This is a genomic window from Micromonospora sediminicola, assembly GCF_900089585.1.
GTDB lineage: Bacteria > Actinomycetota > Actinomycetes > Mycobacteriales > Micromonosporaceae > Micromonospora > Micromonospora sediminicola.
The window spans coordinates 3894473-3920977 of sequence record NZ_FLRH01000003.1 but is presented as its reverse complement, the minus strand read 5'-3'; the positions used below and the strand labels follow the sequence as shown (position 1 = coordinate 3920977).

Genomic DNA, 26505 nt, shown 5'->3' with positions numbered 1-26505 from the left:
CCCGTCGGGGTCGACGGGGCCCCGCGTCGCGTCTCAGCGGCCCTGCAGCGCGCGGACGTTGTCGCCGAACGTCCAGCCCTTCGAGCCGTCCCAGTTGATCGACCAGGTCATCAGCCCCTTGAGCCGGCCCTGGTAGGTGTTCCACGCCTGGCCCACCAGGGCCGGGCTCAGGTAGCCGCCGCCGGCGCCGGTCTGCGCGGGCAGCCCGGGGACCTGCCGGTCCAGCGGCACCCGGATGGTGGTGCCCTGCACGACCAGGCCGGCGTCGAGGCAGTTGGTCTGGGCCACGAAACCGGCCACGGTGCCGGCCGGGTACGAGTCGCCGGCGCAGCCGTACATCGAGCCGTTGTAGTACTGCATGTTCAGCCACCAGAGCCGGCCGTTGTCCGCGTACTTCTTCACGATCGGCAGGTACGCGCCCCAGATCGAGCCGTAGGTGACGCTGCCGCCGGTGACGTACGCGGTCTCCGGCGCCATGGTGAGCCCGAAACCGGCCGGCATCTGGGCCAGCACCCCGTCGATGATCCGGATCAGGTTGGACTGCGAGGGTGAGAGCTGGGTGATGGTCCCGCTGCCGGTCAGCCCGGTCTCGATGTCGATGTCGATGCCGTCGAAGTTGTGGCGCTTGAGGATCGGCACGACGGTGGCGACGAATCGGTCGGCGACCGCGGCGGAGCTGAGGTCGATGCCGGCGGCGGCCCCGCCGATGGACAGCAGCACGGTCAGCCCGGCGGCCTTGGCCTGGCACACCTGCGCCGGGGTGGGCACCTTCACCCCGGCGTCCATGCCGTCCTCCCAGAGCACGGTGCCGTCGGCGCGGATCACCGGGAACGCCGTGGTCAGCACGTTGTAGCCGTGCCCGGGGATCCGGGAGTCGGTGATCGGGATCCAGCCGAGCCCGGGGTGCACGCCGTTGGCCGCACCGTCCCAGTTCTCCCAGTAGCCCTGCAGCACCTTGCCGGTCGGCCGGGACTTCAGCGCGCAGGTGTCACCGCCCGGCGTGGTCGGGCTGGGCGTGGCGGTCGGGGTGGGCGTGGGGGTCGGTGTCCGGGTGGGGGAGGGCGTGGGCGTGGGGGTGGGCGACGGCGGTCGCGTGGTGGGGCTGGGCGACGGGGTGCTGCCGGTGCAGGCGCCGAGATCGCTCCAGAGCGCCGGCACCGCGGCCGGGGTCCAGCCGGCGCCGACCGGCGGGGTGTGCGTCACCAGCGCCTGGTAGAGCCGTCCGCCGTAGCTGGCCCGGCTGCCGGCGGTCCAGGTGACGCCCTCGGCCCAGGCCGGCGCGTCGCACGCCACCAGCGCGCTGCGGGTGCCGGTGGGCGTGGCGCCGGCGGTGGCCGGCAGGGCGGCGGTGGCGGCGAGCAGCGCGACGCCACCGAGTAGCGCGGTCATCCCGCGTCCGAGTCGCATGACATACCTCCTCATCGATGCGCCGGAGGCTATCAGTTAACTTTGTTAAATGTAAATGCGCAGTAGTCTGTCACCACTTGGTTCACGGCGTGAATGCAGGTCGCCCGGCGGGCGGCCGGGGGAAGGACGGCGGCGGACGTGGACGCCAGACGCACCACGGTGCGCGACATGCGCCGGGCCAACCGGTCGGTCCTGCTCACCCGGATCTGGCTGGACGGCCCGCTCAGCCGGCACGAGCTGGGCCAGTCGACCGCGCTGAGCCTGGCCAGCGTGAGCAACCTGGTCGGCGAGATGATCGCCGAAGGGCTGGTCGAGGAGGCCGGCTCGGTCGAGTCCGACGGCGGCCGTCCCCGGGTGCTGCTGCGCGTGGCCCCCGGCTACGGCTACCTGGTCGGCGCCGACGTGGGCGAGACCCGGGTGCAGGTCGAGCTGTTCGACCTGGCCATGACCGCGCTGGCCAAGGCCGAGTACCCGATCGCCGCCGCCGAGCCCGACCCGCGCCAGGTCGCCACGCACCTGCTGCACGGCCTCGCCGCGGTGACCGAGCAGGCCGGCGTCGACCCGGCCGCCGTGCTCGGCTTCGGCGTCGCCGTGGCCGGCACGGTCGAGCGGACCGCCGACGCCGTGGTGCACGCGCAGACCCTCGGCTGGGACGGCGTCCCGCTCGGCGCGATGCTGCGCGCCGGCACCGACGTCCCGGTGCACGTGGACAACGGCGCGAAGACGCTCGGGCAGGCCGAGATGTGGTTCGGCGCCGGCCGGGGCGTGCGCCACGCGGTGATCGCCCTGGTCGGCTCCGGCGTGGGTGCCTGCGTGGTCGCCGACGGCGTCGGCTACCGCGGCGCGCACAGCAGCGCCGGCGAGTGGGGCCACACCACCATCGTGTACGGGGGACGCCGCTGTCGGTGCGGCAACCTCGGCTGCCTCGAGGCGTACGTCGGGGCGGAGGGGGTGCTCGACCGGTTCCGGCAGGCCAACCGGGGTCGACCGGCGGCCGGCGGCGACGAGGAGACCGCCTTCGGCGAGCTGCTGCGCGCCACCGGCCGCACCGCCGCGACGGTGATCGACGAGACGGTCGGCTACCTCGGCGCCGGGGTGGCGAACCTGGTGAACCTGTTCAACCCGGAGCGGGTGGTGCTCGGCGGCTGGGCCGGGCTGGCACTGGGCGAGCGGCACCTGCCGGCGATCCGCGAGGCCACCGCGCGGCACGCGCTGCGCCAGCCGTACGCCCAGACCTCGATCGAGCTGTGCCGGCTCGGGCCGGACGCGGTCGCGATGGGCGCGGCCACCCTGCCGATGGCCCGGCTGCTGCGCGAGGGCGGCGTGCCCCGCGAGCCGGCGGTCCGCCCGGCCCGGGTCACGCGGGGCCGCTGAGCGGCCGGGTCGGCATCGCCGCTGAGCGGCCGGGTCGGCATCGCCGCCGAGCGGCCGGGTCGGCGCTGCCGCCGGCCCGGCCGCTCGGGTCAGGACGGCAGCGTCCACTTCTGGTTGGCCCCGCCGGTGCAGCTCCAGATCTGCGTCTTCGCCCCGTCGGCGGAGGTGTTGCCGGTGACGTCGAGGCACTTGTTCGCCTGCGGGTTGACCAGGTCCCGGCCGGCGGTCCAGGTCCACTGCTGGGCGGCGCTGCCGTTGCAGGTCCACAGCTGCACCCGGGTGCCGTCGGCGGTGCCCCCGCCGGCCACGTCCAGGCACTTGCCGAGCGCGCGCAGCGTGCCGTCGGCGGCGCGGGTCCACTGCTGGTTGGCCCCGCCGAAGCAGCCCCAGATCTGCACCGGGGTGCCGTCGGCGCTGGCGTTGTCGGTCACGTCCAGGCACTTGCCGCCGATGCCGGTGACCAGGCCGGTCGCCGACCCGCCGCCACCGGACTGCGTGCCGGACCAGGTGAACGTGGCGGTGGTGCGGGCCGGCAGCGTGTAGGTGAACGACTGCCCGCCCCACACCACGCGCACCGACTGCGCCGACGTGCCGCCGTTGTGCGCGAGCAGCGCCTTGGAGCCGTCCGGGTTGCGGTAGGCGACGTTCGGCACGGTGCCGTTGGCGGTGGAGTCGATCCGGGTCGCGCCGGGCCGGACGAACTTGGTCAGGTGCCCGGTGGTGTAGTACTCGATGGTGTAGTCGACCTGGCCGGCCCGCGCGCCGCCCTCCTGCACCGTGATCAGGCCGGTGCAGGTGCCGCAGCCGCCGTTGTGCGGGCCCATGTTCTGGTTGACCGCCAGGCTCCACTTCACCACGCTGCGGCTCCAGTTCCGCGCGTAGGTGACGATGTCGGTCATGTCCTCGTTGTGCTGGTTGGTGATCCAGGTGCCGCCGGAGTGCTCGGTGCTGAACTGCGGCACCGCCGGATACTGGCCGCGTACCTGGCTGCCGACCGCCGGGTCACCGAAGTAGCCGTGCCAGGCGATGCCGCCGAAGAGCGGGTCGGTCCGTACCGCGCTGTCGGCCAGCAGCCCGGAGCCGATGGTGCCGTAGTCGCCGTAGTTCCAGTCGTGCACCAGCACCCTGGTGGTGATCCCGGCGGCCCGGAACGCCGGGTAGACGAAGTTCTTGGTCAGCTCGGCCAGGCCGGAGGCGTTCCAGCTCATGCCGGGGTAGTCCATCGCGGTGGGGTTGCCGGCCTGGCAGCAGTTCGGCTCGTTCTGCACCGACAGGTAGTCGACGGTGACGCCGCGCGCCGCGTACGCCTGGATCGTGCGGACCAGGTACTGCGCGTAGGTGGCGTAGTGCTCCCACTTCAGCCAGCCCATCTGGTCCATCCGGCCGTTGTCCTTCATCCAGCCGGGCGCGCTCCACGGCACCACCATCACCCGCAGCGCCGGGTTGAGCTGCCGGGCCTGCGCGGTCAGCAGCTCGACGTTGGTGTCGTACCCGTTCGCGCCGAAGTCGCCGAGGTCGCAGCAGGTGTCGTCGAGCGAGACGTGGCCGGGGCGGGACAGGTCGGACGCGCCGATCGGGTTGCGCACGAAGGACAGCCCGATGCCGTCGGTGGGGCTGAACAGCTTGCGCATCACCGCGTCCCGGGTGGCCGCGCTGACCGGCCCGCCGCGCAGCAGGTACGCGGTGGTGTCGGTGATGGACGCCCCGGCGCCCTCGAACGGCTGGTACCGGGTGTTCTCGTCGACGGTGACGGTGTGCGTGGCGCCGGGGCTGGTGGCGGCGAAGGCCAGCGGGCTCTGCTGTTGCAGACCCCGGGTGACCGTCCGACCGCCGGAGTCGGAGGTGGTGGTGAGCCAGACGTCGACCCGTTCGCCGGCGGCGTGCGCGGGGGCGGCGGGGACGGCGGTGGCGAGGCCGGCGGTGAGGCAGAGCGTCAGGGCGACGCGGCCGGCGAGACGTGCGACGGTGGTGGGGGACACGGATGCTCCTTCCGGATCAATCGACATCCGCGAATGAGAAAACCGTTCGCACCGGCTTATGTCAAGGCATGAAAAAAGCGGCTCGACCTGCCTTCGGACACGCCGGGGCGGCCGCCCGGGACACCTCCCGCGCGACCGCCCGCAGTGGTCGGCTCAGCGCTGCCCGCGCACCCGCCGGACCGTGTCGCGATACCAGAGCGCGCTGCGCTTGGGGGTGCGGCGCTGCGTCTCGTAGTCCACCCGGACGATGCCGAACCGCTTGTCGTAGCCGTACGCCCACTCGAAGTTGTCCAGCAGCGACCAGGCGAAGTAGCCGCGCAGGTCCGCGCCCGCCTGCCGGGCCCGGGCCACCGCCCGCAGGTGCTCGGTCAGGTAGTCGACCCGGTCGTCGTCGGCCACGAAACCCTCCGCGTCCGGCTTGTCGTCGAACGCCGCGCCGTTCTCGGTGATCACCATGGGCACGCCCGGATAGTCGCGGTGCAGCCGCACCAGCAGGTCGGTGAACGACTCCGGCACGATCTCCCAGTCCATCGCCGTGCGCGGCAGGTCCCGGCGGACCACCCGGCGCACCGGCCGGCCGTCGTCGTCGCGCTCCCGGCCCTGCTCGTCCACCCCGGAGTGCAGCTGCCCGAAGTAGTAGTTCACCCCGAGCACGTCGATCGGGGTGGCGATGACCTCCAGGTCGCCGTCCCGCACCGGGATCCGCACCCCCTCGGCGGCCAGGTCGGCCACCACGTCCTGCGGGTACTCCCCGCGCAGCACCGGGTCCAGGTAGAGCCGGTTGCCCAACCCGTCGGCCGCCCGCGCGGCGTCCCGGTCGGCCGCGCTGTCGCTCGCCGGGTCGGCCGTCGACAGGTTCACGGTCAGGCCCAGCTCGATCGGCGACTGCGCCGCCGCCCGCAGCCGCCGCGTCGCCAGCCCGTGCCCGAGCAGCAGGTGGTGCGCGGCGGCGATGCCGTCGCCCAGGTTCCGTCGGCCGGGGGCGTGGTCGCCGTAGGCGTAGCCGAGCATGGCCGAGCACCACGGCTCGTTCAGCGTGGTCCACGTGCGGACCCGGTCGCCGAGTGCGGCGAAGACCAGCTCCGCGTAGTCGGCGAACCGGTGGGCGGTGTCCCGGTTCGGCCAGCCGCCGGCGTCCTCCAGCTCCTGCGGCAGGTCCCAGTGGTAGAGCGTCACCCACGGGTCGACGCCGCGGCCGAGCAGCTCGTCCACCAACCGGTCGTAGAAGGCCAGCCCGGCCGGGTTGGCCGGACCGCGTCCGCCCGGCTGCACCCGCGGCCAGGCCACCGAGAACCGGTAGGTGTCCAGCCCCAGGTCGGCGATGAGCGCGACGTCCTCGGGCATCCGGTGGTAGTGGTCGCAGGCCACGTCGCCGTGGTCGCCGTTGGCCACCGCCCCGGGGACCCGGCAGAAGGTGTCCCAGATCGACGGTGTGCGGCCGTCCTCGGCCACCGCGCCCTCGATCTGGTACGACGACGTCGCCACCCCCCACCGGAAGCTCGGCGGCAGCGTGTCGATCGGGTCGACCTGTTCGACACGGGGACGGGTGAGGTCGGTGTCCATGGTTCTCCTCGCGGGTAGCGGGTGGGCTCGGGCGGGTCAGCGGGACAGGGGCGCGACGGCCGGGTGCAGCCAGCACGCGACAGCCCGGGTCGGGTCGTCGACGCCGGGAGGGCCCAGCACCGGCAGGCGTTCGTCGCACGGGTCGAAGGCCTTCGGGCAGCGGGGGTGGAACGCGCACCCCGACGGCATGGCGCGCAGGTCCGGCGGGGAGCCGGGGATGCCGGTCAGCTCCCGGCGCGGCCCGCGCAGCGCCGGGAACGAGTGCAGCAACCCCTCGGTGTACGGGTGCAGCGGCTCGGCGTACAGCCGGGCGGCGGGCGCCTCTTCGACGATCCGGCCGCCGTACATGATGGCGATCCGGTCGGAGAACTCCACCAGCAGCGACAGGTCGTGGGTGATGAACAGCACCGCGAAGCCGAGCCGGTCGCGCAGCTCGGCGAGCTGGCCGAGGATCTGCCGCTGCATCACCACGTCCAGCGCGGTGGTCGGCTCGTCCATGATGACCACCTGCGGCTCCAGCGCCAGCGCCATCGCGATCATGACGCGCTGCCGCATCCCGCCGGAGAGCTGGTGCGGGTAGCTGTCCAGCCGGTCCGCGGAGATGCCGACCAGGCGCAGCAGCTCCTTCGCGCGGGCCAGCCGGCCCGCCGCGGTGCTCTTCGGCTCGTGCGCCCGGATCACGTCGAGCAGCTGGGTGGAGACCTTGTGCACCGGGTTCAGCGAGTTCATCGCGCCCTGGAACACGATCGACGTCTCCGCCCACCGGAACTCGCGCAGCCGGGCCGGGCTGAGCGTCAGCACGTCCACCGGCGGTCCGTCGGCCGGGTGGTAGACGACCTGGCCGCCGCTGACCACGCCGGGCGGGGGGAGCAGCCGGGTCAGCCCGTACGCCAGGGTGGACTTGCCGCTGCCGCTCTCCCCGGCCAGGCCGAGCACCTCACCGCGGTGCAGCGTCAGGTCGACGTCGCGGACCGCCCGCACCGCCTCCGCGCCGACGCCGTAGTCGACGCACAACCCACGGATCTCCAGCACCTTGTCGTTCATGCGGTCTGGTCCTCTCGGGTGGTGTCCCGCACGTCCGCGGATCTCTGCATCGGCACGGGGGCCGCCTTCGGGGCCAGCACCGGCGTGAACCCGACGCGCATCCGGACCGTGCGGCCGTCGGCGGTGCGGATCCGGGTCCGGCCGCCGGTGCGCAGGCGGGGGCTGACGAACTCGTCGATGCCGAAGTTGATCAGCGCGAGCGCGGTGCCGAGCAGCGCGATGGCCAGCCCGGCCGGCACGAACCACCACCACGCGCCCTGGGCGAGCGCCTGCTGGCCCTGTGCCCAGAACAGGATGGTGCCCCAGTTCCAGGAGCTGACCGACGAGATGCCGATGAACGCCAGGGTGATCTCCGACATCACCGCGAAGATCACGGTGCCGACGAAGCCGGAGGCGATGATCGCGGTCAGGTTGGGCAGGATCTCGAACCCGATGATCCGCCAGGTCCGCTCGCCGGTGGCCCGGGCCGCCTCGACGTAGTCGCGGCGGCGCAACGACAGCGTCTGGGCGCGCAGCACCCGGGCGCCCCACGCCCACGAGGTGAGCCCGATGATCAGCGCGACCAGCAGCTCACCGGCCTGGTCGACGAGCGACGCCACGATGATGATCAGTGGCAGCGCGGGGATCACCAGGAACACGTTGGACAGCGCGGACAGGCTCTCGTCGGCCGCGCCGCCCAGGTAGCCGGCGGTCACGCCGATGAGGACGGACAGGATCGTGGCCAGCACGCCGGCGATCAGCCCGACCACGACCACGCTGCGCGCGCCGACCAGGATCTGGCTGAAGATGTCCTGCCCGAGGTGGGTGGTGCCGAACCAGTGCCGGGCCGACGGTGCCTGGAGCACGTCGACGCTGCGCGCGTCCGGGTCGTACGGCGCGATCCACGGCCCGATGACGGCCAGCAGCGCGTACACCGCCAGGATGGCCAGGCCGGTGGCGGCCTTGGCATTGGCGACGAAGCGGAACCGGCGGCGCCGGGCCCGGGCCGACGGCTGCGCCATCGCCCCCTGGCCGGGGATGACCTGCTCGATGCTCGACGGGGATAGTGTCATCGCTCAGCTCTTTCGGGTCCGCGGGTCGAGGAGCAGGTACGCGACGTCGGCGAGCAGGTTCGCCACCAGCACCGAGATGGTGATGATGAGGAAGATGCCCTGCATGAGCGGGTAGTCCTTGCTGCCGACGGCCTGGAAGAGCTGGAACCCCAGGCCCGGGTAGGAGAAGACGATCTCCACGAGCAGCGTGCCGCCGACGATGAAGCCCAGCGACAGCGCGAAGCCGGAGACGTTGGGCAGCAGCGCGTTGCGGGCGGCGTAGCTGAGCGCCACCCGGCGCTCGGAGAGCCCCTTGGCGTGCGCGACGGTGATGTAGTCCTCGCTGGAGACGGTGACCATCATGTTGCGCATGCTGAGGATCCAGCCGCTCATCGACGAGACCAGGATGGTCGCCGCGGGCAGGATGCTGTGCTGCAGCGCGCTGGGGATGAAGTACGCGTCGAACGCCGGCACCAGGCCCGGCTCGTAGCCGCCGGAGGAGGGGAAGAAGCTGCCCGGGCCGGCGAACACCGCGATCGCCACCAGGCCCAGCCAGAAGTAGGGGATCGAGGAGAGGAACGTGGTGGCCGGCAGCAGCCCGTCGATCCACGAGCCGCGCCGCCAGCCGGCGCCCACGCCGAGCGCGGTGCCGAGCAGGAAGCTGACGATGGTGGTGACGCCGACCAGGCCGACGGTCCACGGCAGGCTGTTCCCGATCACCTCGGACACCGGCGCCGGGAAGAAGGTGAACGACAGCCCCAGGTCGCCGTGCAGGAGTTGGCCCCAGTAGGCGACGTACTGCTCCCACAGGTTGCGGTCGGAGTCCAGCCCGAACAGCACCCGCAGCGAGGCGATCGCGTCGGCGCTGATCCGGCCCTGGTTGCGGGAGATCAGCGACTGCACCGGGTCGCCCGGCACCATCCGGGGGATGAAGAAGTTGAGGGTGATCGCCGCCCACGCGGTGAACAGGTAGAAGGCCAGCCGTTGCAGCAGGAACCTCATCGGGTCGCCTCCTCGGCCACGCCGTTCTCCGCCGCGACGGTGGCCGGGTCGAACAGCCAGCACGCCGCCCAGTGCCCGGGGTGGTCGTCGACCGGGATCGCCGGCGGCAGCTCGCTGGCGCACCGCGCCATGGCGTGCGGGCAGCGCGGGTGGAACCGGCAGCCGGCGGGCGGGTGGATCAGGCTGGGCGGCTCGCCGTGCCCGCGCTCGCCGGCCCCGGTGGCGTCGGCGCCCGCGCCGGTGATCCGTTCCGGGTCCGGCGCGGAGTCGGTCAACAACCGGGTGTACGGGTGGGCCGGCCGCTGGGTGACCGTCTCGCTGTCACCGCCCTCGACCATCCGTCCCGCGTACATGACGATCGTGTCGTCGGCGAAGTAGCGGGCCGAGGCGATGTCGTGGGTGATGTAGAGGATGGCCAGGTTGAGCCGGTCCTTGAGGTCCTGCAACAGGTTGAGCACGCCCAGGCGGATCGACACGTCCAGCATCGACACCGGCTCGTCGGCGAGCAGCACCTCGGGGTTCGCGCCGAGCGCCCGGGCGATGGCGACGCGTTGGCGCTGGCCGCCGGACAGCTCGTGCGGGAACGCGTCGAGGTAGCGCTCCGGCGGGGTGAGGCTGACCCGGGTGAGCAGGTCGGCCAGCGCCCTCTCCAGCCCGTCCGGGCCGGTGCCCGCGTTGCCGTGGATGCGCAACGAGCGGGTGAGGTGGTAGCGGACCGTGTGCACCGGGTTCAGCGAGGCGAACGGGTCCTGCAGGATCAACTGCACCCGGCGCACATAGGCGCGGAACGGGCGGCCGCCGCGGACCCGGGTCGACGTGCCGTGCAGCCGGATGTCGCCGGCGGTGCGCGGGTAGAGCTGGGCCAGCAGCCGGGCCACCGTGGACTTGCCGGAGCCGGACTCGCCGACCAGCGCGGTCACCCGCCCACGGCGCAGCGCGATGGACACGTCGTCGACGGCGTGCACCACCGTCGGGGTCCGGGAGAGGAGACTGCGCAACCGCCGGCGGACGGGGAAGTGCTTGGTCAGGCCGACGGCCTCCAGCACCACCTCGTCGACCGGCGCCGGGGCGCTCTCGGTCGTCGTCATGCCGCATTCCTGTCTGGGGTTGCCGGGTCGGGGGCGGGGCCCGCCTCCCCGGCCGGTCGTCCCGGCCGGGGAGGCGGCGCCGGGTCAGCCGGCGGCCGGCTTGAGGTGCAGCACCACGTCCAGCGCGTTGGGCTGGGTGGGCTGGAGCGCGCCGTACGGGTTCGCGTCGTCCGGCCAGCCGGTCCAGTTCTTCGTGCTGTACGCGCCGCCGATGTTGTCCGCGCCGACCGGGATCATCGGCACCTGCTCCACGAAGATCTTCTGGAGCGTGGCCAGGGCGGTGGTGCGGGTGGCGTCGTCGGTCGCGTTGGCGTACGACACCAGCGCGTCGGTGGCCTCCTTGCTCTGGAACCGACCGAAGTTGCCCGCCGGGGAGGCGGTGCCGATCGGCTTGAGCACCCGGCCGTCCATGATCGTCCGGTAGATGTCGTACGGCGTCGCGCCGCTCTCGGTCCACCGGAACGTGGCCTCGAAGTTGCCCTGCTCGACGTTGCGGAACCAGGCGTCCTGGTTGGCCTTGTCGATGGTCGCCGCGATGCCGATCTTGGACAGGTTGTCCTTCACGATCTCCAGGCTGGTCTGGTAGTCGGACCAGCCGGCCGGGTCGGTCAGCTTGATCGTGACCGGCTTGCCGCTCTTGTCCTTCAGCGTGGTGCCGTCGAGCTTGTAGCCGGCGCCGGTGAGCAGCGCCTTGGCGCCCTCGACGTCGACCTTGTGCTCCTGGCCCTTGTACTCCGCGGCGATGAAGGAGTCACCGGCCGGGCTGGGCAGGCCGGTCACGCTCTTCACCTCGGGGTGGAAGTACGCGGCCTCGGCGGTGGTGAAGATGTCCGCGCGGTCGACGACCATGTTCATCGCCTTGCGCAGCGTCGGGTCGTCGAACGGCTTCTTCGTGGTGTTCAGGTAGAGGCCGTGGATGCCCAGCACCGGCGGCGCCCACACCTTGTGGTTCTTCTGGTCCTTGGCCACGAAGACGGCCTGGTAGTTGGGGATGAAGACGAAGCTCCACTCCGACTCGCCGTTGGCCAGCGCCGTGGTCTGCGCGCTGTTGTCGGTGTACGAGGTGAAGCGCAGCTCCTTCACCTTCGGCGCGTCCTGCCAGTAGCCGCTGTCGCGCACCGTGAGCGTCGTCGTCGCCGGGGTGAACGACTTCAACGTGTACGGCCCGCTGCCGACCGGCTGCTTCACCGGGTCCGTCGTCGGGTCGCCGATCTTCTCCCAGAGGTGCTTGGGCACGATCGGCACCCGCCACAGCACCTTCTGCTGGTTGACGAACTGCGGGCTGGACATCGAGATGGTGACCTCGTTGCCGCTCGCGGTCGCGTCCGTGTACGGCACGCCCTGGTCGTTGAGCGCCGGGAACTTCTTGACCAGGTTGTAGGTGAAGGCGACGTCCTCGGCCGTGACCTTCTGCCCGTCGGACCAGGTGGCGTTGTCGCGGACGGTCACCTTGACCGACTTGTAGTCCGCCGACCACTCGGCCTTGGTGGCCAGCCAGGGCTTGAACGGCTCGGCCGGCTTGACCGGGTTCCACATCATCAGCGGCTCGTAGATCTGCCAGCGGTAGCCCAACGACGCGGCGGCCGAGGTGGTGAGGAACGGGTTGTTGTTCTCGGCCTGCGGACCGTTGGGCATGCCGACGTTGAGCACGGTCGCGGCCTGGCCGCTCTTCTTGTTCGCGTTGGGGCTGTCGCCGCACGCGGCGACCGTGGTGGTGACCATCGCGCCGGCCAGCGCGACGGCGAGGAGTTGCCGTCTTCTCATGGAGGTCTCCCTCGGTGGTCCCGCATTCCTCGGGCGGGATGTGGTGGATGGAGGGTGTGCGGTGGTGCCACCGGCGGGCGTGCGCCCGCCGGCGTGGTCGCCGGGATTCGGCGGGGTGGGGTCAGGTGACGCGGGTGGAGGCGCGGGCGGCGAAGCCGGTCGGGATGACGGTCGGGGTGTCCGGCAGCGGCGTGCCGGTGAGGTGGGCGATGAGGAGCCGGGCGGCGGCGGCGCCCATCTCCCGCAGCGGCTGGTGCACCGAGCTGAGCGGGGGATGGGTGTGCCCGGCCAGCGGCAGGTCGTCGAAGCCGACCACCGCGACGTCCTGCGGGACGCGCCGGCCGGCGTCGCGCAGCGCCTGCAGCGCGCCGGCGGCGGAGAGGTCGTTGTGGGCGAAGACCGCGTCGAACGCCACCCCCTGGGCGAGCAGCCGCCGCACCGCCTCGCGTCCGCACTCGAAGGTGAAGTCGCCCTCCACCACCCGTTCCGGCCCGATCGGTACGCCGGCGGCGGCGTAGCCGTCGGCGAACCCGGCGAGCCGTTCGCGGGTGCAGCCGAAGCGGCGCAGGCCGGTGATGACCAGCGGTCGTCGGCGTCCGAGCGACAGCAGGTGCGCGGCGGCGGCCCGCGCGCCGTCCTCGTTGGTGGTCCGCACCGACGGGAAGCCGGGCTGGTGCCCGCGGTCGTCGATGAGGATGACCGGCAGACCGCGACGGTGCAGGTCGGTGATGTAGTCCAGGGTGCCCTCGGGCTCGACCACGAGCAGCCCGTCGAAGGACTTCGCGGAGACCTGCGAGGCGAAGCGCCGCATCGACTCGTCACCGCGGGTGCAGGTGAACAACAGCATCCCGTAGCCCTCGGCCTCGACCGCCTCGGCCGCGCCCTGGAGCACCTCGCCCATCCAGGGCCAGGTCAGCGCCGGCACCAGCATGCCGACCACCCGGGTACGCCCGCGGGCCAGGCCGACCGCGCGGGCGCTCGGCACGTACCCGAGGTCGCTGATCACGGCCCGGACCCGGTCGGCGGTGCGGATGTGCACCTCGCCCTTGCCGTTGAGCACCCGGGAGACCGTCGTCTTGCTCACCCCGGCGCGGGTGGCGACGTCGGCGATGGTGATCGGCACGTGACGCTCCCGGGTCGCAGGGATGAGCGGGGTGTTTCGGAACCGGTTGCGGAAGCGGTTCCGTGGCAGTCAACCGAAGTGGCGCCGGTCACGTCAATAACGGGCAGGTAACAAACCATGGCTAAGTTCGACACCTGAAAAAAGTGGCCGGGCAGCGGATGTGTCGATCACGGCGATGAGCAGCGTCGATGCGCCTTCGAGTTCGACACGACCATCCTTTATGGACGGACGTCAGGTTCGCGCGTACACGTCGCCGGAGTTGGCGTCGTGCGGCAACGCGCGCAGGTGTGCCGCCACCTCGGCCGCCGGATGCCAACCGGGCAGGTCGAAGGCCATCTCGTCACCGAGCGCCACGGTGAACCGGGTGAAGCCGAGCGCGGTCAGCCGGTCCAGGCAGTCGGCGGCCAGGTCCCGCGCGATGGTGGTGAACTCGAACGACAGCGCCGGCACCTGACGGCTCAGGCCGGCCAGCACCGCGTCCTCGAACCCCTCCACGTCGATCTTCACGAACGCCGGCACGCCGTACGCCTCGAGCAGCGCGTCCAGCGTGGTGCCGGCCACCTCGATCTCGTCGTCCCAGGTCTCGTCCCGCCACCCGCCGGCCTGAGCGGCGGCCCGGACGAAGCCGGGGGAGGCGGTGGAGACCGTCGGGTTCGCGGAGTTGACGTGCAGCCGTACCGGCCCGGTGGCGGCGCCGCACGCGGCCTGCACCACGGTCACCGCCGGATCGTCGGCGTGGAGGGCACGCAGCGCGCGGGCGCACAGCGGCTGCGGCTCCACCGCCACCACCCGCGCGCCGAGCCGGCGGAAGCTGCCCAGCCGGTCGCCGACGTGCGCTCCGACGTCGAAGACCAGGTCACCGGCGTGGACCAGGGGTGCGTAGAACGCGTCCAGCGCCGCGTCACGGTCCGGGTCGCCGTGGTAGAACTCCAGCGACCGGCGCAGGCCGGCCATTGTCGGATCCGCCTTGAGCGCCTCCACCACCGCGTCCCGACCCCCCATGTCACCGACGGTAGCCACCCCGCCGGTTCCGCGAGCCAGTTTCGGACCGCGACTCACCCCAGCCTCCTAGGACGCTCGACGGGGTGTGTCGGCGTCGACCGCGACTCCGACGCGAGCCGTAGCCTCTGCGCACCTGGACGCCCCGTCGCCCGGGCGACTCGTCTCCGCACCAGTTCCGCCGCCGGCCCTGGGGGCTTCCGCGAGGACGGCGTTGCGGTCGACCGCGGTGACGACGCCCGGCGGGCGCCACCGGAGGCAGGGCGGAAGGGAGAGTGCGCCGGACACCGCCTGTCGAGCTGATATCGCGGACGACTCACGGTCCGGCCCCCGGCCGGCGGGCCCGGCCGGGGCGGACCACGCCACTGCCGTGCTCCCGGTCTCGGCTGACGCCCCTTCGCCCAGCCCGTGGGGGCGGACCGGCCGGGCAGGCGACCGGACGCGGACCAGACGCCGGACCGGGCGGTGTCTGCCGGGCCATACCCCGCCTGTGCCGCCCATCGTGGGGTGCGGCCGGCACGGGAGGCGTCGAGGATCAACCGGCCGGCGACGGAGGCGTCCGAGGGCCGACCGGCCGGCGACGGAGGCGTCCGAGGGCCGACCGGCCGGCGGCTGAGTCGTCCGCGATATCAGCTCGACAGGCGGCGGGAAGGGGAGTCGCCGGCGGGCCGGGTCAGGGCGTCTCGACGACCTCCTGGCCGAGCGGCCACAGCGCCGCCGGGACCAGCTTGAAGTTGGCCACCCCGAACGGGATGCCGATGATCGTCACGCAGAGCGCGACGCCGGCCAGGATGTGCGACAGGGCGAGCCACCAGCCGGCCAGCACCACCCAGAGCACGTTGGCCAGGCCGGAGGGGAGACCGGCGCCCGGCTTGGACACGAGGGTGCGGCCGAACGGCCACAGCGAGTACGAGGCGAGCCGGAGCGAGGCGACGCCGAACGGGATGGTGACGACGAGCGCGAAGCAGATCAGAGCGGCGACGCCGTAGCCCAGGGCCAGGACGAAGCCGCCACCGAAGACGAGCCACAGCAGGTTCAGCAGGAAGCGGATCACCCCTCCATGGTGCCCGCGGCTCGCAAGCCGCATCGGGACCGCCGTCCGCGGCGGCGGCCCTCGCCCCGCGGGTCGGCGGCGCGAGGACCGGCACCGGTCAGCCCGACGTCACCAGCGCCGCGACGGCGTAGGCAGTGGCCGGATGCGTGGCGACAAGCGTCGACGCGGCGTCGACCGGCGGGGCTGCGCCGGCGGGGGAGCGCCACGGCGCGTCGCATCCGAGCAGCGCGGCCACCGCGTCCACGGCCTCCGGGTGGCCGCTCACCAGGCCGTGCACCGCACCGGTCTCGACCGTGGGCGTCGGCGCCGCCCGCGGCGTCGGCCCGGCGGCCCACGGCGGTGTCCACCCGTCAAGCGCGGGCAGCGTGGCGGGGAAGGTGCGTTCCGCCTCGCGGACCAGCAGCGGCACCAGTTCGGCGCCGTGCTCGCGCAGCGTGGTGACCAGGGTGGGCAGCCAGGGCAGCAGCACCGGGTCGGGCAGGCCGGCGAACGCGGCCGACATGGTCTCCACGACGAACGGCGCCAGCCCGGGCACCGGTTCGAGCGCGTGCACGAAGCCGGACAGGTACTGCGGGAACGCCGGCACGACCAGCGGGTTGGCCAGCAGCTCGGCGCAGCGTTCCCGCAGCTGTGCCAGCGGCAGCAGGCCGAGCTGGTGGTGGGCGGCCCAGAGCAGCGCCACCTTGGCCGGCGTCTCCGGATGGGCCTGCGCGACGGCCAGCTCGAGCTGGGACCGGTCGCACCCGAGGGACAGGGCGAGGCTCTCCATGCCGAACAGGAAGCCGAGCATCGCGCCGACCTGCCGGACGCCGGTCGCCTCGTCGACGAACGCGGTGGGCAGCAGCGTGCAGTAGTGGGCGTACCCGGTGGTGACGAACGCCTGGCACCACGCGGGCAGCGCGGGCGCGCTGGTGCGGTGGTGGGCGAGCAGCCGCCGGATGCGGCGCAGCACCTCGGGCGCGTCGTCCACGGTGCGTTCGGCGGCGAGCAGCTCGACCGCCCGGGTGCCGAGTTCGTCGACCAGGCGGGGGCTGTCGAGCAGGCGGATCGCGTCCTCGACGGCGGCCAGCGCGTTGGCGGCGGTGGCGTCCGGCCGACGGACCGCCCGGCGCAGCCGTTGCTCCAGCACCTGCTCGACCGTGACGCCCTCGTAGCCGAGTTCGATGAGGGCGCGCTGGTTGCGGCCGAGGGCGAGGTCCCAGCTCTCCTGGGTGGAGCGGTGGCCGAGGCGGCGCTCGCCCATGATCGGGCGGACGGCGTCGGCGGGCAGCAGATGCCGCAGCATCCACAGCAGGTCGGAGCAGGGTTCCAGCTCCGGGTCGGCGCGCAGGTCGAGCAGGGCCCGTTGCACGGTGCGCCGTTCCAGGTCGAGGCCGAGTGGGCGGAGGCGGTCCAGGACGTCGCGAGCCAGGGGCGGGAGGGAGTCGTATCCGACCTGGCCGATCCGGTCGCCGCCGAGCAGGATCTCGCAGAGGCGGCGGACGTCGCGCCGGCCGGGCACCACGTCCTTCTCGATGCAGGTGACCGCGGCGTCGGCGAAGTCGTAGGGCGTCGGTCGGGCGCGGTTGCGCAGGTTGGCCAGCAGGATCGACGTCTCGAACACGGCGATCGCGTCGGCGGTGCTGGCGAGGTAGCCGTTGCGGCGGGCGAGCCGGACGATGTCGACGCACCAGCCGCGCAGCTCCGCCTCGTCCAGCCCGTCGAGCGTGGGCGGGGCGGCGAGGAAGCCGGTGAGCCGGTCGGTGCTCGTCTCCGGCGCGGCGGTGGCGGGGGCGGTGCGGGCGCGCCGGCCCTTCTTCCCGGTCTGCTGCCCGGCCAGCCGGTACGGCGTGAGCCGGGTCCGGGCCACCGCGGTGGTCCAGTTCGCGGCGGCGATGGAGACGGCGCCCGGGGCGAGGCCGAACTGCGCCTCGATCGCCGAGTGGCTGGACGGGATGAGCCCGTAGCGCCAGCGGGTGCCGGTGCGGGGGCTGATCGCGAAGTCGGGTGCGGTGGAGTCGAGCCCGAACTGCTCGACTCCGCTGGCGGCGTGGAACGCGCCGCAGACGTAGAGGCAGTCGGCCGGGTCGGCGCCGGTGGCGGCGAGGTGCTGGCGCATCCGCGTCCACATGTGCCGCTCGCGGTCCTCGTCGCGGTCGTCGCGGGCGGACGCCGTGGGGCGCAGCCGTCGGAACAGGCTGCCGACGAGCACCATCACCTGCCGGTAGGTGTCGTGGTCGGCGTCGGCGAGCGGACGTTCGACGTACTGGTCCCACCACTCCGACCAGTGCCGCACCTTGCCGTGGTGCAGCAGGTAGGCCTCCAGTTCGGCGAACCGGGGGCGCAGGTCGCCGATCTCCACCCCGACCGCGTCGCCGTGCAGCGCGGCGTCCTCGTCGGAGGTCGGGGCCGCGTCGGGGCCGTCGGGGCGCGGGGTCCACTGGAAGACGTGGTCGGTGGAGCGGTCGACCAGCACCAGTTCCACGCCGGGGGTGTCCAGGGCGTACGCGATGGCCTGGTATTCCGCGGAGGCCTCGGTGATCGGGGCGATGACGCTCAGCGGGCTCCACTCGGCGGGGAAGCCGTCGAGTTCGGTGGCGAACGCCTGCACCGCCACCGGCAGGCGGCAGTTGCGCAACTCGTCGAGGAGGGGGCGCAGGTCCTCGCAGAGCTCCAGGTAGATCACCTTCGGCGGGCGGGCGCGCAGGCGGCGTGCCATGGCCAGGGCGGAGGCGGGGGAGTGGTGGCAGACCGGGAAGATCTCCAGCCGCTCGCGCAGCGCCCGGTCGACGTCGTCGACCATGCCGGCGAGGATGCCGGCGAGCGCGTCGGGGGAGTCGGCGAAGGCGGCGGCCGCGTCGGTGAGCTGCTCGCGCAGCGCGCCGAACAGGCCGGTCGGGGCGGGCGCGGTCACGACAGCGAGGCGATGGCCTGGCGGCCGCCGTCGAGGAAACCGGCCCAGTCGCCGCCGTCGTCGGCCTTGGCCCGGGGTTCGACCACGCCGTGCAGGTACTTGTTGAGGATGGCCAGGTCCTCCGGGCTGCGGCGGGCCAGCGAGCCCATGAGCGACCCGGCGAGGGTCTGGGCGCGCAGGGTGCGGTCGCCGAAGAACTGGCTGTGCAGGATGGCGTCCTCCAGCACGCCGATCTGCTCGGCGGTGGACAGCGCCGACTCCAGCTTCTCGTCGTCGCTGCTCGCGGCGGTCGCGGCGGCGCGCAGGTCGGCGAAGCTCTGCAACAGGATGTCGAGCAGCGTGGGCGGCACGTCCAGCTCGATGCGGTGCCGGCGCAGCAGTTCCTCGGTGCGGAAGCGGACGATCTCGGCCTCGCTGCGCTTGTTGGTGACGACCGGGATGCGGACGAAGTTGAATCGGCGCTTGAGGGCGGAGGAGAGGTCGTTGACGCCCCGGTCGCGGCTGTTGGCGGTGGCGATGATCGAGAAGCCGGGCTTGGCGAAGACGATGTTGTCGTCGTTGAGCTCCGGGATGGAGACGTACTTCTCGGACAGGATCGAGATGAGCGCGTCCTGCACGTCGCTGGTGGAGCGGGTCAGCTCCTCGAAGCGGCCGATCACGCCCTGCTCCATCGCGGTCATGATCGGCGAGGGGATCATCGACTCGCGGGACTGACCGCGGGCGATGACCATGGACACGTTCCACGAGTATTTGATGTGGTCCTCGGTGGTGCCGGCGGTGCCCTGCACGACCAGCGTGGAGTTGCGGCAGATCGCGGCGGAGAGCAGCTCGGCGAGCCAGCTCTTGCCGGTGCCGGGGTCGCCGATGAGCAGCAGGCCACGGTCGGAGGCGAGGGTGACGATGCTGCGTTCGACGAAGCTGCGGTCGCCGAACCACTTCTGCGGGATCTCCCGGTCGAGGCCGTCGGCGCGTTCGGAGCCGAGCACGAACAGGCGGACCATGTGCGGGCTCAGCCGCCAGGAGAACGGCTTCGGCCCGGTGTCGACCGATTCCAGGTAGGCCAGCTCGTCGGCGTACTTGACCTCGGCGGGGGCGCGGAGCATGTCGGACATCAGGGGTGCTCTCCTAGGTGAGGAAGTTCTTCAGCTCGGTGACGAGCTTGCGGATGTGGCCGGAGATGACGGGGGTGCCCAGGTCCTTGAAGCGCTGCCGGAACCAGGGGTTGACGCTCTGGTGGCCGGAGCTGTTGACGGAGCCGACCGGGATGAACCTCACCCCGGAGCGGTGCACCGCCTCGATGCCGTCGAACAGCGGTTGCGACCTGTCGAACTCGTAGAAGTCGGAGATCCACACCAGCACGGTGTTGCGCGGCTCGACGATCTTGGGGCGGGCCAGGGCCATGGCGACCGGGCCGTCGTTGCCGCCGCCGAGGTTGGTGCGCAGCAGCACCTCGAACGGGTCGTGCACCCAGGGGGTGAGGTCCAGCGCCCGGGTGTCGTACGCGATCAGGTGCACGTCGACCTTGGGCAGCCCGGCGAAGATGGATGCGAGGATCGTGCAGTTGACCATGGAGTCGACCATCGAGCCCGACTGGTCGACCACCACGATGAGCCGGGCCGGGGTGGTCCGCCGGGCGGTCTGCCGGTAGTAGAGCCGATCGACGTAGAGACGCTCGTCGTCCGGGCTCCAGTTGGTGAGGTTCTGCCAGATCGTGCGGTCCAGGTCGAGGTTGCGGAAGACCCGCTTGGGCGGCACCGACCGGTCGACCGTGCCGACGGTGGCCTGCGCGACCTGGGTGCGCAGCACCTCGGCGACCTGGTCGACGTAGCGGCGGATCAACGACTTGGCGTTGGCCAGCGCCACCCCCGACAGGTTCGACTTGTCGCGCAGCAGCTGCTCGATCAGCGACATGCTCGGGGTGAGCCGGGCGGCCAACGTCGGGTCGGCGAGCACCTCGCGCAGCCGCATCCGGCCGACCAGGTCGCCCTCGATGCCGGCGAGGGTGGCCCCGAGGCCGGTGCCGCCGCGACGCAGCTCGCCGGCGTCGACGCCGCAGGCCTGCTCGAACCAGCCGGCGTCGGCCTGCCAGCGGGCGAGCTGCCCGGCGCTGACCTCGCCGGAGCCGGTGGCGAAAACGTTGAGCAGGAGCTTGGACACCAGCGCGGCGCGGCGTACCTCGGTCTCGCCGGGCTGGAACGGCCCGGCGGTGGCCGGGGTGTCGTCGTCGGCGGTGAGCAGGCCGCGCAGCTCGTCGGCGAGCGCCGGGAAGCGCTGCACGACGGTGTCGACGGAGACGGTGGGGTCCAGCAGCGCGGCGGGCAGGCCGAGGTCGTCGACGACGGCGACGCTCGCCGACTCCAGCCCGGGCTGCTCGTCGGGGTGGAAGAGGCGGGCGAGCAGCCGCCAGTAGAGCACCTGGCGGCGGTTGGCGTGGGCGCGTTCGTCGGTCATCGGCGCAGCAACCGTCCCGCGCGTTCGCGCAGCACGGCCACGGCGTCGCCCGCCTTGGCCTCGGCCTTCGCCGTCTTCGGGTCGGTGACGCCGCACGCCCAGTCGCCGTTGTGCGCCTCGACGGCCTGCCGTTTCACGCTGGCCCGCACCGCCAGGGGTTGCAGCAGCCAACGGCCGTCGTCCCAGCGCAGCAGCGCGAGGCAGGCGGTGGAGGCGGCGACCAGCGCCGGGGTGAGCGGCCCGGCGGCCGGCAGCCGGTCGACGGCCACCGGGACCGCGCGGCCGTCGAGGTCGAAGAACAGGCCGCCGTCGTCGTGGCGGGCGGTGTAGCCCTCGACCAGGACCGGTTCGGCGATCGCGGCCGGGTGCCGGGTCAGCGGCGGGGTCGCGGCCGCGGTGGCGCCGGCCAGCAGCACCCGGGCGGCGGCGAACGGGTCGGTCGGGTCGGCGAGTTCGGCCCGCTCGTCGACCCAGCGCAGGTCGCCGCCGTGGGCGGGCAGGTCGGTGACGGTCACGGCGCGCCGCTCGGCCAGGGCCTTGAGCAGGATCGGGTACGCCTCGAGCAGCCGCCAGCCGGCCGGCCCGACGATGGTGGCGACCTTCGCCGCGGCCACGGTGACCCGGACCAGGCGGACGTCACCGCCGCCGGCCGGTTCGAGCAGGGCGTGCAGCTGCGCCTGGAACGCGGTGTCGTGCTCGTGCACGTCCACGCCGAGCGGCAGCAGGCGGCCGGAGACGGTCTCCGGGGCAGCGGCCTCGGCGGCGGCGCCGGCGGCGAGCAGGACGGCCCGGGACCACAGGTCGGCCCACCGGCGGGCCGGCACCCGGGGCATGGCGGCCACCGGCAGGCCGGCGCGCAGTTCGGCGGCGAGGCCGTCCAGCAGCACCGCGAGCCGGCGCAGGCCCGGCACGGCGAGCGCGGCCTCCACCGGCGCGGCGGCGCCGGAGACCAGGTCGTGGTCGGCGCCGCGCCAGCCGGCGAGGGCCAGCTCGTGCAGCCAGGCCCGCGCCCCGGCGACGGCGGGCGACGGATCCGGCGCGAGGCCGGGCGCGGCGGCCCAGGGGGCCCGGGAACGTCCGAGCGCCGCGTCGACCCGGTCGAGCAGCGCGTCGTGCGCCGCGCCGAGCAACGCCGCGCGGGCGCCGGCGAGGACGGCCAGGTGCGCCTCGGTCGGCGCGCCGGTGGTCGCCGCGCGGACCGCGTCGGCGGTGCGGTCGGCCAGCGGGGTGTCGGCGACCGCACCGGCCAGCGCGGCCCAGGCGGCGGCGTCCGGCTCGCTCACCCGGGCCAGACCGCGGGTCAGCGCGTCGTCGACGTCGTCGACCACGGCGAGCGTCTCGGCCAGCCCGGGGACCTCCCCGTCGGTGAGCCGGGCAAGGTGGGCGGCGAGCATCAGCGCACCCCCGCCGTGGCCGGGAACCAGTGCAGCTCCGGCACCGCGGTGGTGCTCGCCGGGACCTCCAGGTAGGCCAGGTGGCGCAGGAAGCGGCTGAACACCACCGCCGCCGGGCCGGGCTCGTGCCGCGCGTCGGTGCGGGCCAGCAGGTCGGTGCCGCTGTCGACGCCGTCGCCGACGTCGACGCGCAGGTAGCGGGCCACCTGCGCGATCCCGTACTGCAGCACGGCCTCGTCGGCCAGCGCGTGCAGGTGCTTGCAGAGCAGGCTGCCGCGCAGGCCGCCGCAGGGCCGGTTGTTGTTGGTGCTGCAGTTGACCGCGTGGCTGCCGGCGGCGACCGAGGAGACGTAGACCCGCTCCACGTCGGAACCACTGGACACCACCCCCTGCAGCCGGCCGTCGGCCAGCTCCACGAAGGGCACCTTGGCCAGCTTGCGCGCCCGCGCCGGCGGCGCCACCCGCAGCACGCTGCGGTGCCGCCACGAGGCGTCCGTCGCCTCCGTCATCGTTCCCGACCTCCCCGCCGGCGACCGGCTCCGGGCACGCCGGACCGCCGTCGCCGGCCCGTGACCCGTGCCGCTGTGACGACAAGGATCATGGCCCACCGGTACGACAAGACGACGCGCGGCGCAGCGGTCCGGAACGGGACGACCGGACTCCCGCCACCGCCCGAACGACCGTTAAGCTTCGACTGTGGGAACCGAGGAGCTGTACCCGGCCGGGCGACTGTCCGCGGCCCGGCACGCCACCGCCGCGGCGGGCCTGGACGCGCTGCTGCTCACCCCCGGCTCCGACCTGCGCTGGCTGACCGGCTACGACGCCCGCGAGAGCGAGCGCCTCACCTGCCTGGTGCTGCCCGCCGAGGGGGAGCCCACGCTCGTGGTGCCGGCGCTGGAACGCCCCGACGCCGAGGCCGCCCCCGGCGGCGGCCTCCGGATCGTCGACCACGCCGACGGCGACGACCCGTGGCCGCTCGTCCGCGCCGCGCTGCCCGGCCCGGTGCGCGCCGTCGGGATCGCCGACCGGATGTGGGCGCAGCAGGTGCTCGCGCTGCGCGCCGCGCTGCCGGACGCGGCCCAGCGGCTCGCCTCCGAGGTGCTGCGTGAGCTGCGGATCCGCAAGTCCCCGGCCGAGGTGGCGGCGCTGGCCGAGGCGGGCGCCGCGATCGACGCCGTGCACCGGCGAATGGGGCAGTGGCTGCGCCCGGGCCGCACGGAGCGGGAGGTCGCCGCCGACATCGCCGCCGCGATCCGCGCGGCCGGGCACGCCGAGGTGGACTTCGTCATCGTGGCCGCCGGCCCGCACGGCGCCAGCCCGCACCACGGCACCTCCGACCGGCCGATCGGCGCGGGCGAGCCGGTGGTGGTCGACATCGGCGGCACCATGCCCTCGGGCTACCGCTCCGACTGCACCCGCACCTACGTCGCCGGCGGCCCCGCGCCGGCCGGGTTCGTCGACCTCTACGCGGTGCTGCGGGACGCACAGCGCGCCGCCGTGGCCGCCGTGCGACCCGGGGTGACCGCCGAGGACCTCGACGCGGTCGCCCGTGACATGATCACCGCCGCCGGTTTCGGCGACGCCTTCCTGCACCGCACCGGGCACGGCATCGGCCTCGACACCCACGAGGACCCGTACGTGGTGACCGGCAACCCGCGTCCGCTGGAGGCCGGCATGGCCTTCTCGGTCGAACCCGGGATCTACCTCGCCGGGCGGTACGGCGCCCGGATCGAGGACATCGTCGTCTGCACGACGGACGGCGGGCAACGGCTCAACACCACCCCCACGGAGCTCATCGCGCTATGAACGTCGACCGGATCCTGCCCACCGACGAGGCCCACGACCTGCTGGACCTCGCCACCGAGCTCGCCGACCGGGAGCTGGCCCCGAAGGCCGCCGGCTTCGAGGAGCGCGCCGAGTTCCCCCGCGAGGTGCTGCGCACCCTGGGCCGCGCCGGCCTGCTCGGCCTGCCCTACGCCGAGGAGCACGGGGGCGCCGCCCAGCCGTACGAGGTCTACCTGCAGGTGCTGGAGATCCTCGCCAGCCGGTGGCTGGCCGTGGCCGAGGCGGTCAGCGTGCACACGCTGTCCTGCTACCCGGTGGCGCAGTTCGGCTCCGACGAGCAGCGCAAGCTGCTGCCCGACATGATCGGCGGGGAGCTGCTGGGGGCATACTGCCTCTCCGAGCCGCAGGGCGGCTCGGACGCGGCGGCGCTGACCACCCGGGCGGTGCGCGACGGCGACGCGTACGTGGTGACCGGCACCAAGGCGTGGATCACCCACGCCCGGGTCGCGGACTTCTACAACATCTTCTGCCGCACCGGCGGGCCCGGCCCGAAGGGCATCTCCTGCCTGCTGGCCGACCGGGGCACGCCGGGCATCCACCCGCAGGCCGCCGAGCGGACCATGGGCCTGCACTCCTCCCCGGTGGCGCAGATCGCCTTCGACGACGCGCGGGTGCCCGCCGAGCGGCTGATCGGTGGCGAGGGCGCCGGGTTCACCATCGCCATGTCCGCGCTGGACTCCGGCCGCCTCGGCATCGCCGCCTGCGCGGTGGGGCTGGCGCAGGCGGCCCTGGACTACGCGGTCGGCTACGCCCGGGAGCGCCGGCAGTTCGGCCGCGCGATCATCGATTTCCAGGGCCTCGGGTTCAACCTGGCCGACCACGCGACCCAGATCTCCGCGGCCCGCGCGCTCATGCTGGCCGCGGCGCGGCTGCGCGACGCCGGCCGGCCGTACTCGATCGAGGCGGCGAAGGCGAAGCTGTTCGCCACCGACGTGGCGATGCGGGTGACCACCGACGCGGTGCAGGTGCTCGGCGGCGCCGGCTACGTCGCCGACCACCCGGTGGAGCGCTACATGCGCGAGGCGAAGGTGCTGCAGATCGTCGAGGGCACCAACCAGATCCAGCGGCTGGTCATCTCCCGCGCCCTGGCCAAGGGCTAACCTGTCGCGGTGACCTTCCCCCGGATCACCGTCGACCCCGACGTCATGGGGGGTGCGCCCTGCGTGCGGCAGTCGCGCGTCCCCGTGGCCACCCTGCTGGCCATGATGGCCGAGGGCATGTCCGTCACCGACATCCTCACCGATCTGCCGTTCCTGGACGAGGAGGACATGGCGGAGGTGCTCAACTACGCCGCCGACGCGGTGCGCGACCGGACGGCGCGCTGAGCGTCATCCCGGCGGGCCGGGTGCGGCGTGGGAGCGCTTTTGCGGCTAGGCTGCGCCGCGTGGAGGAGATCGACCGCGCCATCGTCGCCGCGCTGACCGGGGACGGTCGGCTGTCGTACACGGACCTGGCCGAGCGGGTGGGCCTGTCGGTGTCGGCCGTGCACCAGCGGGTCCGCCGGCTGGAGCAGCGTGGCGTGGTCAAGGGGTACGCCGCGCGGGTGTCGTTCGAGGCGCTGGACCTGCCGCTGACCGCGTTCGTGGCGATCCGGCCGTTCGACCCGTCGCAGCCCGACGACGCGCCGGAGCGGCTGGCCCACCTGCCCGAGATCGACTCCTGCTACTCGGTCGCGGGGGAGGACTTCTATCTCCTGCTGGTGCGCGTGGCCGGCCCGGCCGACCTGGAACGGCTGCTGCAGGAGATCCGCATCTCGGCCAACGTCACGACCCGCACCACTGTGGTGCTGTCCACGCCGTATGAGAACCGCCCGCCGCGGATCAGTGCCGAGCTGCCCGGTCGGGGTCGGTCCCGGTCGGCGACGGAGCCGGCAGGTTCCAGCGCCGGATGACCCGCCGGCCGTGCTCGTGGCCGAGCACGCTGAGCGTGGCCGTGTCGAGCCGCAGCAGTCCGCCGCCCGACGGGGGCAGGCCGATCCACCGCGCCCCGAGCACCCGCAGGCTGTGCCCGTGCCCGACCAGCGCGACGCTGCCCCGATCCAGCAGCGGGGCGACCCGGTCGAGCACCCGGTCGAGCCGGGCGCCCACCTCGGCCGGTGACTCGCCGCCGGGGCCGCCGCCGTCGGTCCAGATGCTCCAGCCCGGCCGTTCCTCGCCGATGGCGTCGCTGGTGCGGCCCTCGTAGTCGCCGTAGTTCCATTCGGCCAGGTCGGGGTCGGTGGCGTCGACGGTCAGCCCGGCCAGGTGGGCGGTGCGGGTGGCGCGTTGCCGGGGGCTGGACAGCACCCGGACGAAGCGCCGGCCGGCGAGCAGGGGAGCGAGCGCGCGGGCCTGCCGCTCACCGTCAGGGGTCAGCTCCAGGTCGGTGTACGAGGTGTGCCGGTGGCTGGCGCTCCACGTGGTCTCGCCGTGCCGGATCAGCAGTATCTCGTTCACCCGCCCAGTCAACCACGCCCGTCGGGCCGGCACCGGGAACCGCTCTGACCTATTGTCCT

General features: G+C 73.4%; 22 protein-coding genes. 5 read left to right on the top strand and 17 right to left on the bottom strand.

The window, feature by feature from the left end:
- Positions 1-33: 33 nt before the first annotated feature.
- Positions 34-1407, bottom strand: coding sequence for a glycosyl hydrolase family 18 protein (locus GA0070622_RS18740; protein ID WP_091574537.1), 1374 nt, complete (start codon positions 1405-1407; stop codon positions 34-36).
- A gap of 138 nt (positions 1408-1545) precedes the next feature.
- Between GA0070622_RS18740 and GA0070622_RS18735 the strand changes: the two genes are divergently transcribed.
- Entirely contained in the window at positions 1546-2781 is a 1236-nt protein-coding gene (locus tag GA0070622_RS18735; RefSeq protein WP_091574535.1) for an ROK family transcriptional regulator, read from the top strand.
- Between the two features lie 89 nt (positions 2782-2870).
- On the opposite strand, the gene GA0070622_RS18730 is transcribed toward GA0070622_RS18735, so the two are convergent.
- The 15 genes from GA0070622_RS18730 to GA0070622_RS18660 form a co-directional block, all read right to left on the bottom strand.
- On the bottom strand, positions 2871-4760 hold the full coding sequence (locus tag GA0070622_RS18730) for an RICIN domain-containing protein (RefSeq protein ID WP_281187022.1): 1890 nt from the start codon (positions 4758-4760) through the stop codon (positions 2871-2873).
- 153 nt (positions 4761-4913) lie between these two features.
- Complete coding sequence (locus GA0070622_RS18725) at positions 4914-6323, bottom strand: GH1 family beta-glucosidase (protein ID WP_091574529.1); 1410 nt, start codon at positions 6321-6323, stop codon at positions 4914-4916.
- 36 nt (positions 6324-6359) lie between these two features.
- On the bottom strand, positions 6360-7367 hold the full coding sequence (locus GA0070622_RS18720) for an ABC transporter ATP-binding protein (RefSeq protein ID WP_091574526.1): 1008 nt from the start codon (positions 7365-7367) through the stop codon (positions 6360-6362).
- Complete coding sequence (locus GA0070622_RS18715; RefSeq protein ID WP_091574523.1) at positions 7364-8419, bottom strand: ABC transporter permease; 1056 nt, start codon at positions 8417-8419, stop codon at positions 7364-7366. The genes GA0070622_RS18720 and GA0070622_RS18715 overlap by 4 nt, the downstream gene beginning before the upstream one ends.
- Positions 8420-8422: 3 nt before the next feature.
- Positions 8423-9400 carry an ABC transporter permease gene (locus tag GA0070622_RS18710; RefSeq protein ID WP_091574521.1) on the bottom strand — a complete coding sequence of 326 codons (978 nt, stop codon included), beginning with the start codon at positions 9398-9400 and terminating at the stop codon, positions 8423-8425.
- On the bottom strand, positions 9397-10488 hold the full coding sequence (locus GA0070622_RS18705) for an ABC transporter ATP-binding protein (RefSeq protein WP_091574518.1): 1092 nt from the start codon (positions 10486-10488) through the stop codon (positions 9397-9399). The genes GA0070622_RS18710 and GA0070622_RS18705 overlap by 4 nt, the downstream gene beginning before the upstream one ends.
- Before the next feature lie 84 nt (positions 10489-10572).
- Complete coding sequence (locus GA0070622_RS18700) at positions 10573-12252, bottom strand: ABC transporter substrate-binding protein (RefSeq protein WP_091574515.1); 1680 nt, start codon at positions 12250-12252, stop codon at positions 10573-10575.
- 121 nt (positions 12253-12373) lie between these two features.
- On the bottom strand, positions 12374-13375 hold the full coding sequence (locus GA0070622_RS18695; RefSeq protein WP_091574512.1) for a LacI family DNA-binding transcriptional regulator: 1002 nt from the start codon (positions 13373-13375) through the stop codon (positions 12374-12376).
- A gap of 231 nt (positions 13376-13606) precedes the next feature.
- The gene (locus tag GA0070622_RS18690) at positions 13607-14377 is read right to left on the bottom strand and encodes an FkbM family methyltransferase (RefSeq protein WP_176710505.1); all 771 of its coding nucleotides are present in this window, start codon (positions 14375-14377) and stop codon (positions 13607-13609) included.
- A 670-nt stretch (positions 14378-15047) separates the two neighbouring features.
- Complete coding sequence (locus tag GA0070622_RS18685) at positions 15048-15428, bottom strand: YccF domain-containing protein (protein WP_098744876.1); 381 nt, start codon at positions 15426-15428, stop codon at positions 15048-15050.
- 97 nt (positions 15429-15525) lie between these two features.
- On the bottom strand, positions 15526-18321 hold the full coding sequence (locus GA0070622_RS18680; RefSeq protein WP_091574507.1) for a DUF5682 family protein: 2796 nt from the start codon (positions 18319-18321) through the stop codon (positions 15526-15528).
- Positions 18318-19433 (bottom strand): ATP-binding protein, encoded by a 1116-nt coding sequence (locus GA0070622_RS18675; protein WP_091574504.1) that lies wholly within the window; start codon positions 19431-19433, stop codon positions 18318-18320. Before GA0070622_RS18675 ends, GA0070622_RS18680 begins: the two co-directional genes overlap by 4 nt.
- Positions 19434-19446: 13 nt before the next feature.
- Positions 19447-20772 carry a VWA domain-containing protein gene (locus GA0070622_RS18670; protein ID WP_091574502.1) on the bottom strand — a complete coding sequence of 442 codons (1326 nt, stop codon included), beginning with the start codon at positions 20770-20772 and terminating at the stop codon, positions 19447-19449.
- Positions 20769-22166 carry a hypothetical protein gene (locus tag GA0070622_RS18665; protein WP_091574499.1) on the bottom strand — a complete coding sequence of 466 codons (1398 nt, stop codon included), beginning with the start codon at positions 22164-22166 and terminating at the stop codon, positions 20769-20771. Before GA0070622_RS18665 ends, GA0070622_RS18670 begins: the two co-directional genes overlap by 4 nt.
- The gene (locus tag GA0070622_RS18660) at positions 22166-22636 is read right to left on the bottom strand and encodes a hypothetical protein (protein WP_176710556.1); all 471 of its coding nucleotides are present in this window, start codon (positions 22634-22636) and stop codon (positions 22166-22168) included. The genes GA0070622_RS18665 and GA0070622_RS18660 overlap by 1 nt, the downstream gene beginning before the upstream one ends.
- 226 nt (positions 22637-22862) lie before the next feature.
- On the opposite strand from GA0070622_RS18660, the gene GA0070622_RS18655 reads away from it, so the two are divergent.
- Genes GA0070622_RS18655 through GA0070622_RS18640 form a run of 4 tightly spaced genes read left to right on the top strand, consistent with a single transcriptional unit; the run spans position 22863 to position 25902 of the window.
- The gene (locus GA0070622_RS18655; RefSeq protein ID WP_091574493.1) at positions 22863-23972 is read left to right on the top strand and encodes a M24 family metallopeptidase; all 1110 of its coding nucleotides are present in this window, start codon (positions 22863-22865) and stop codon (positions 23970-23972) included.
- Positions 23969-25111 carry an acyl-CoA dehydrogenase family protein gene (locus tag GA0070622_RS18650; protein ID WP_091574491.1) on the top strand — a complete coding sequence of 381 codons (1143 nt, stop codon included), beginning with the start codon at positions 23969-23971 and terminating at the stop codon, positions 25109-25111. Before GA0070622_RS18655 ends, GA0070622_RS18650 begins: the two co-directional genes overlap by 4 nt.
- Before the next feature lie 9 nt (positions 25112-25120).
- Positions 25121-25336, top strand: coding sequence for a DUF433 domain-containing protein (locus GA0070622_RS18645; protein WP_091574488.1), 216 nt, complete (start codon positions 25121-25123; stop codon positions 25334-25336).
- Between the two features lie 59 nt (positions 25337-25395).
- Complete coding sequence (locus tag GA0070622_RS18640; protein WP_091574486.1) at positions 25396-25902, top strand: Lrp/AsnC family transcriptional regulator; 507 nt, start codon at positions 25396-25398, stop codon at positions 25900-25902.
- Here the strand turns inward: GA0070622_RS18640 and GA0070622_RS18635 are convergent.
- A complete protein-coding gene (locus GA0070622_RS18635; protein WP_091574485.1) occupies positions 25832-26446 on the bottom strand; it encodes a histidine phosphatase family protein in 615 nt (204 codons plus the stop codon). The genes GA0070622_RS18640 and GA0070622_RS18635 overlap by 71 nt on opposite strands.
- Between the last annotated feature and the right edge of the window lie 59 nt (positions 26447-26505).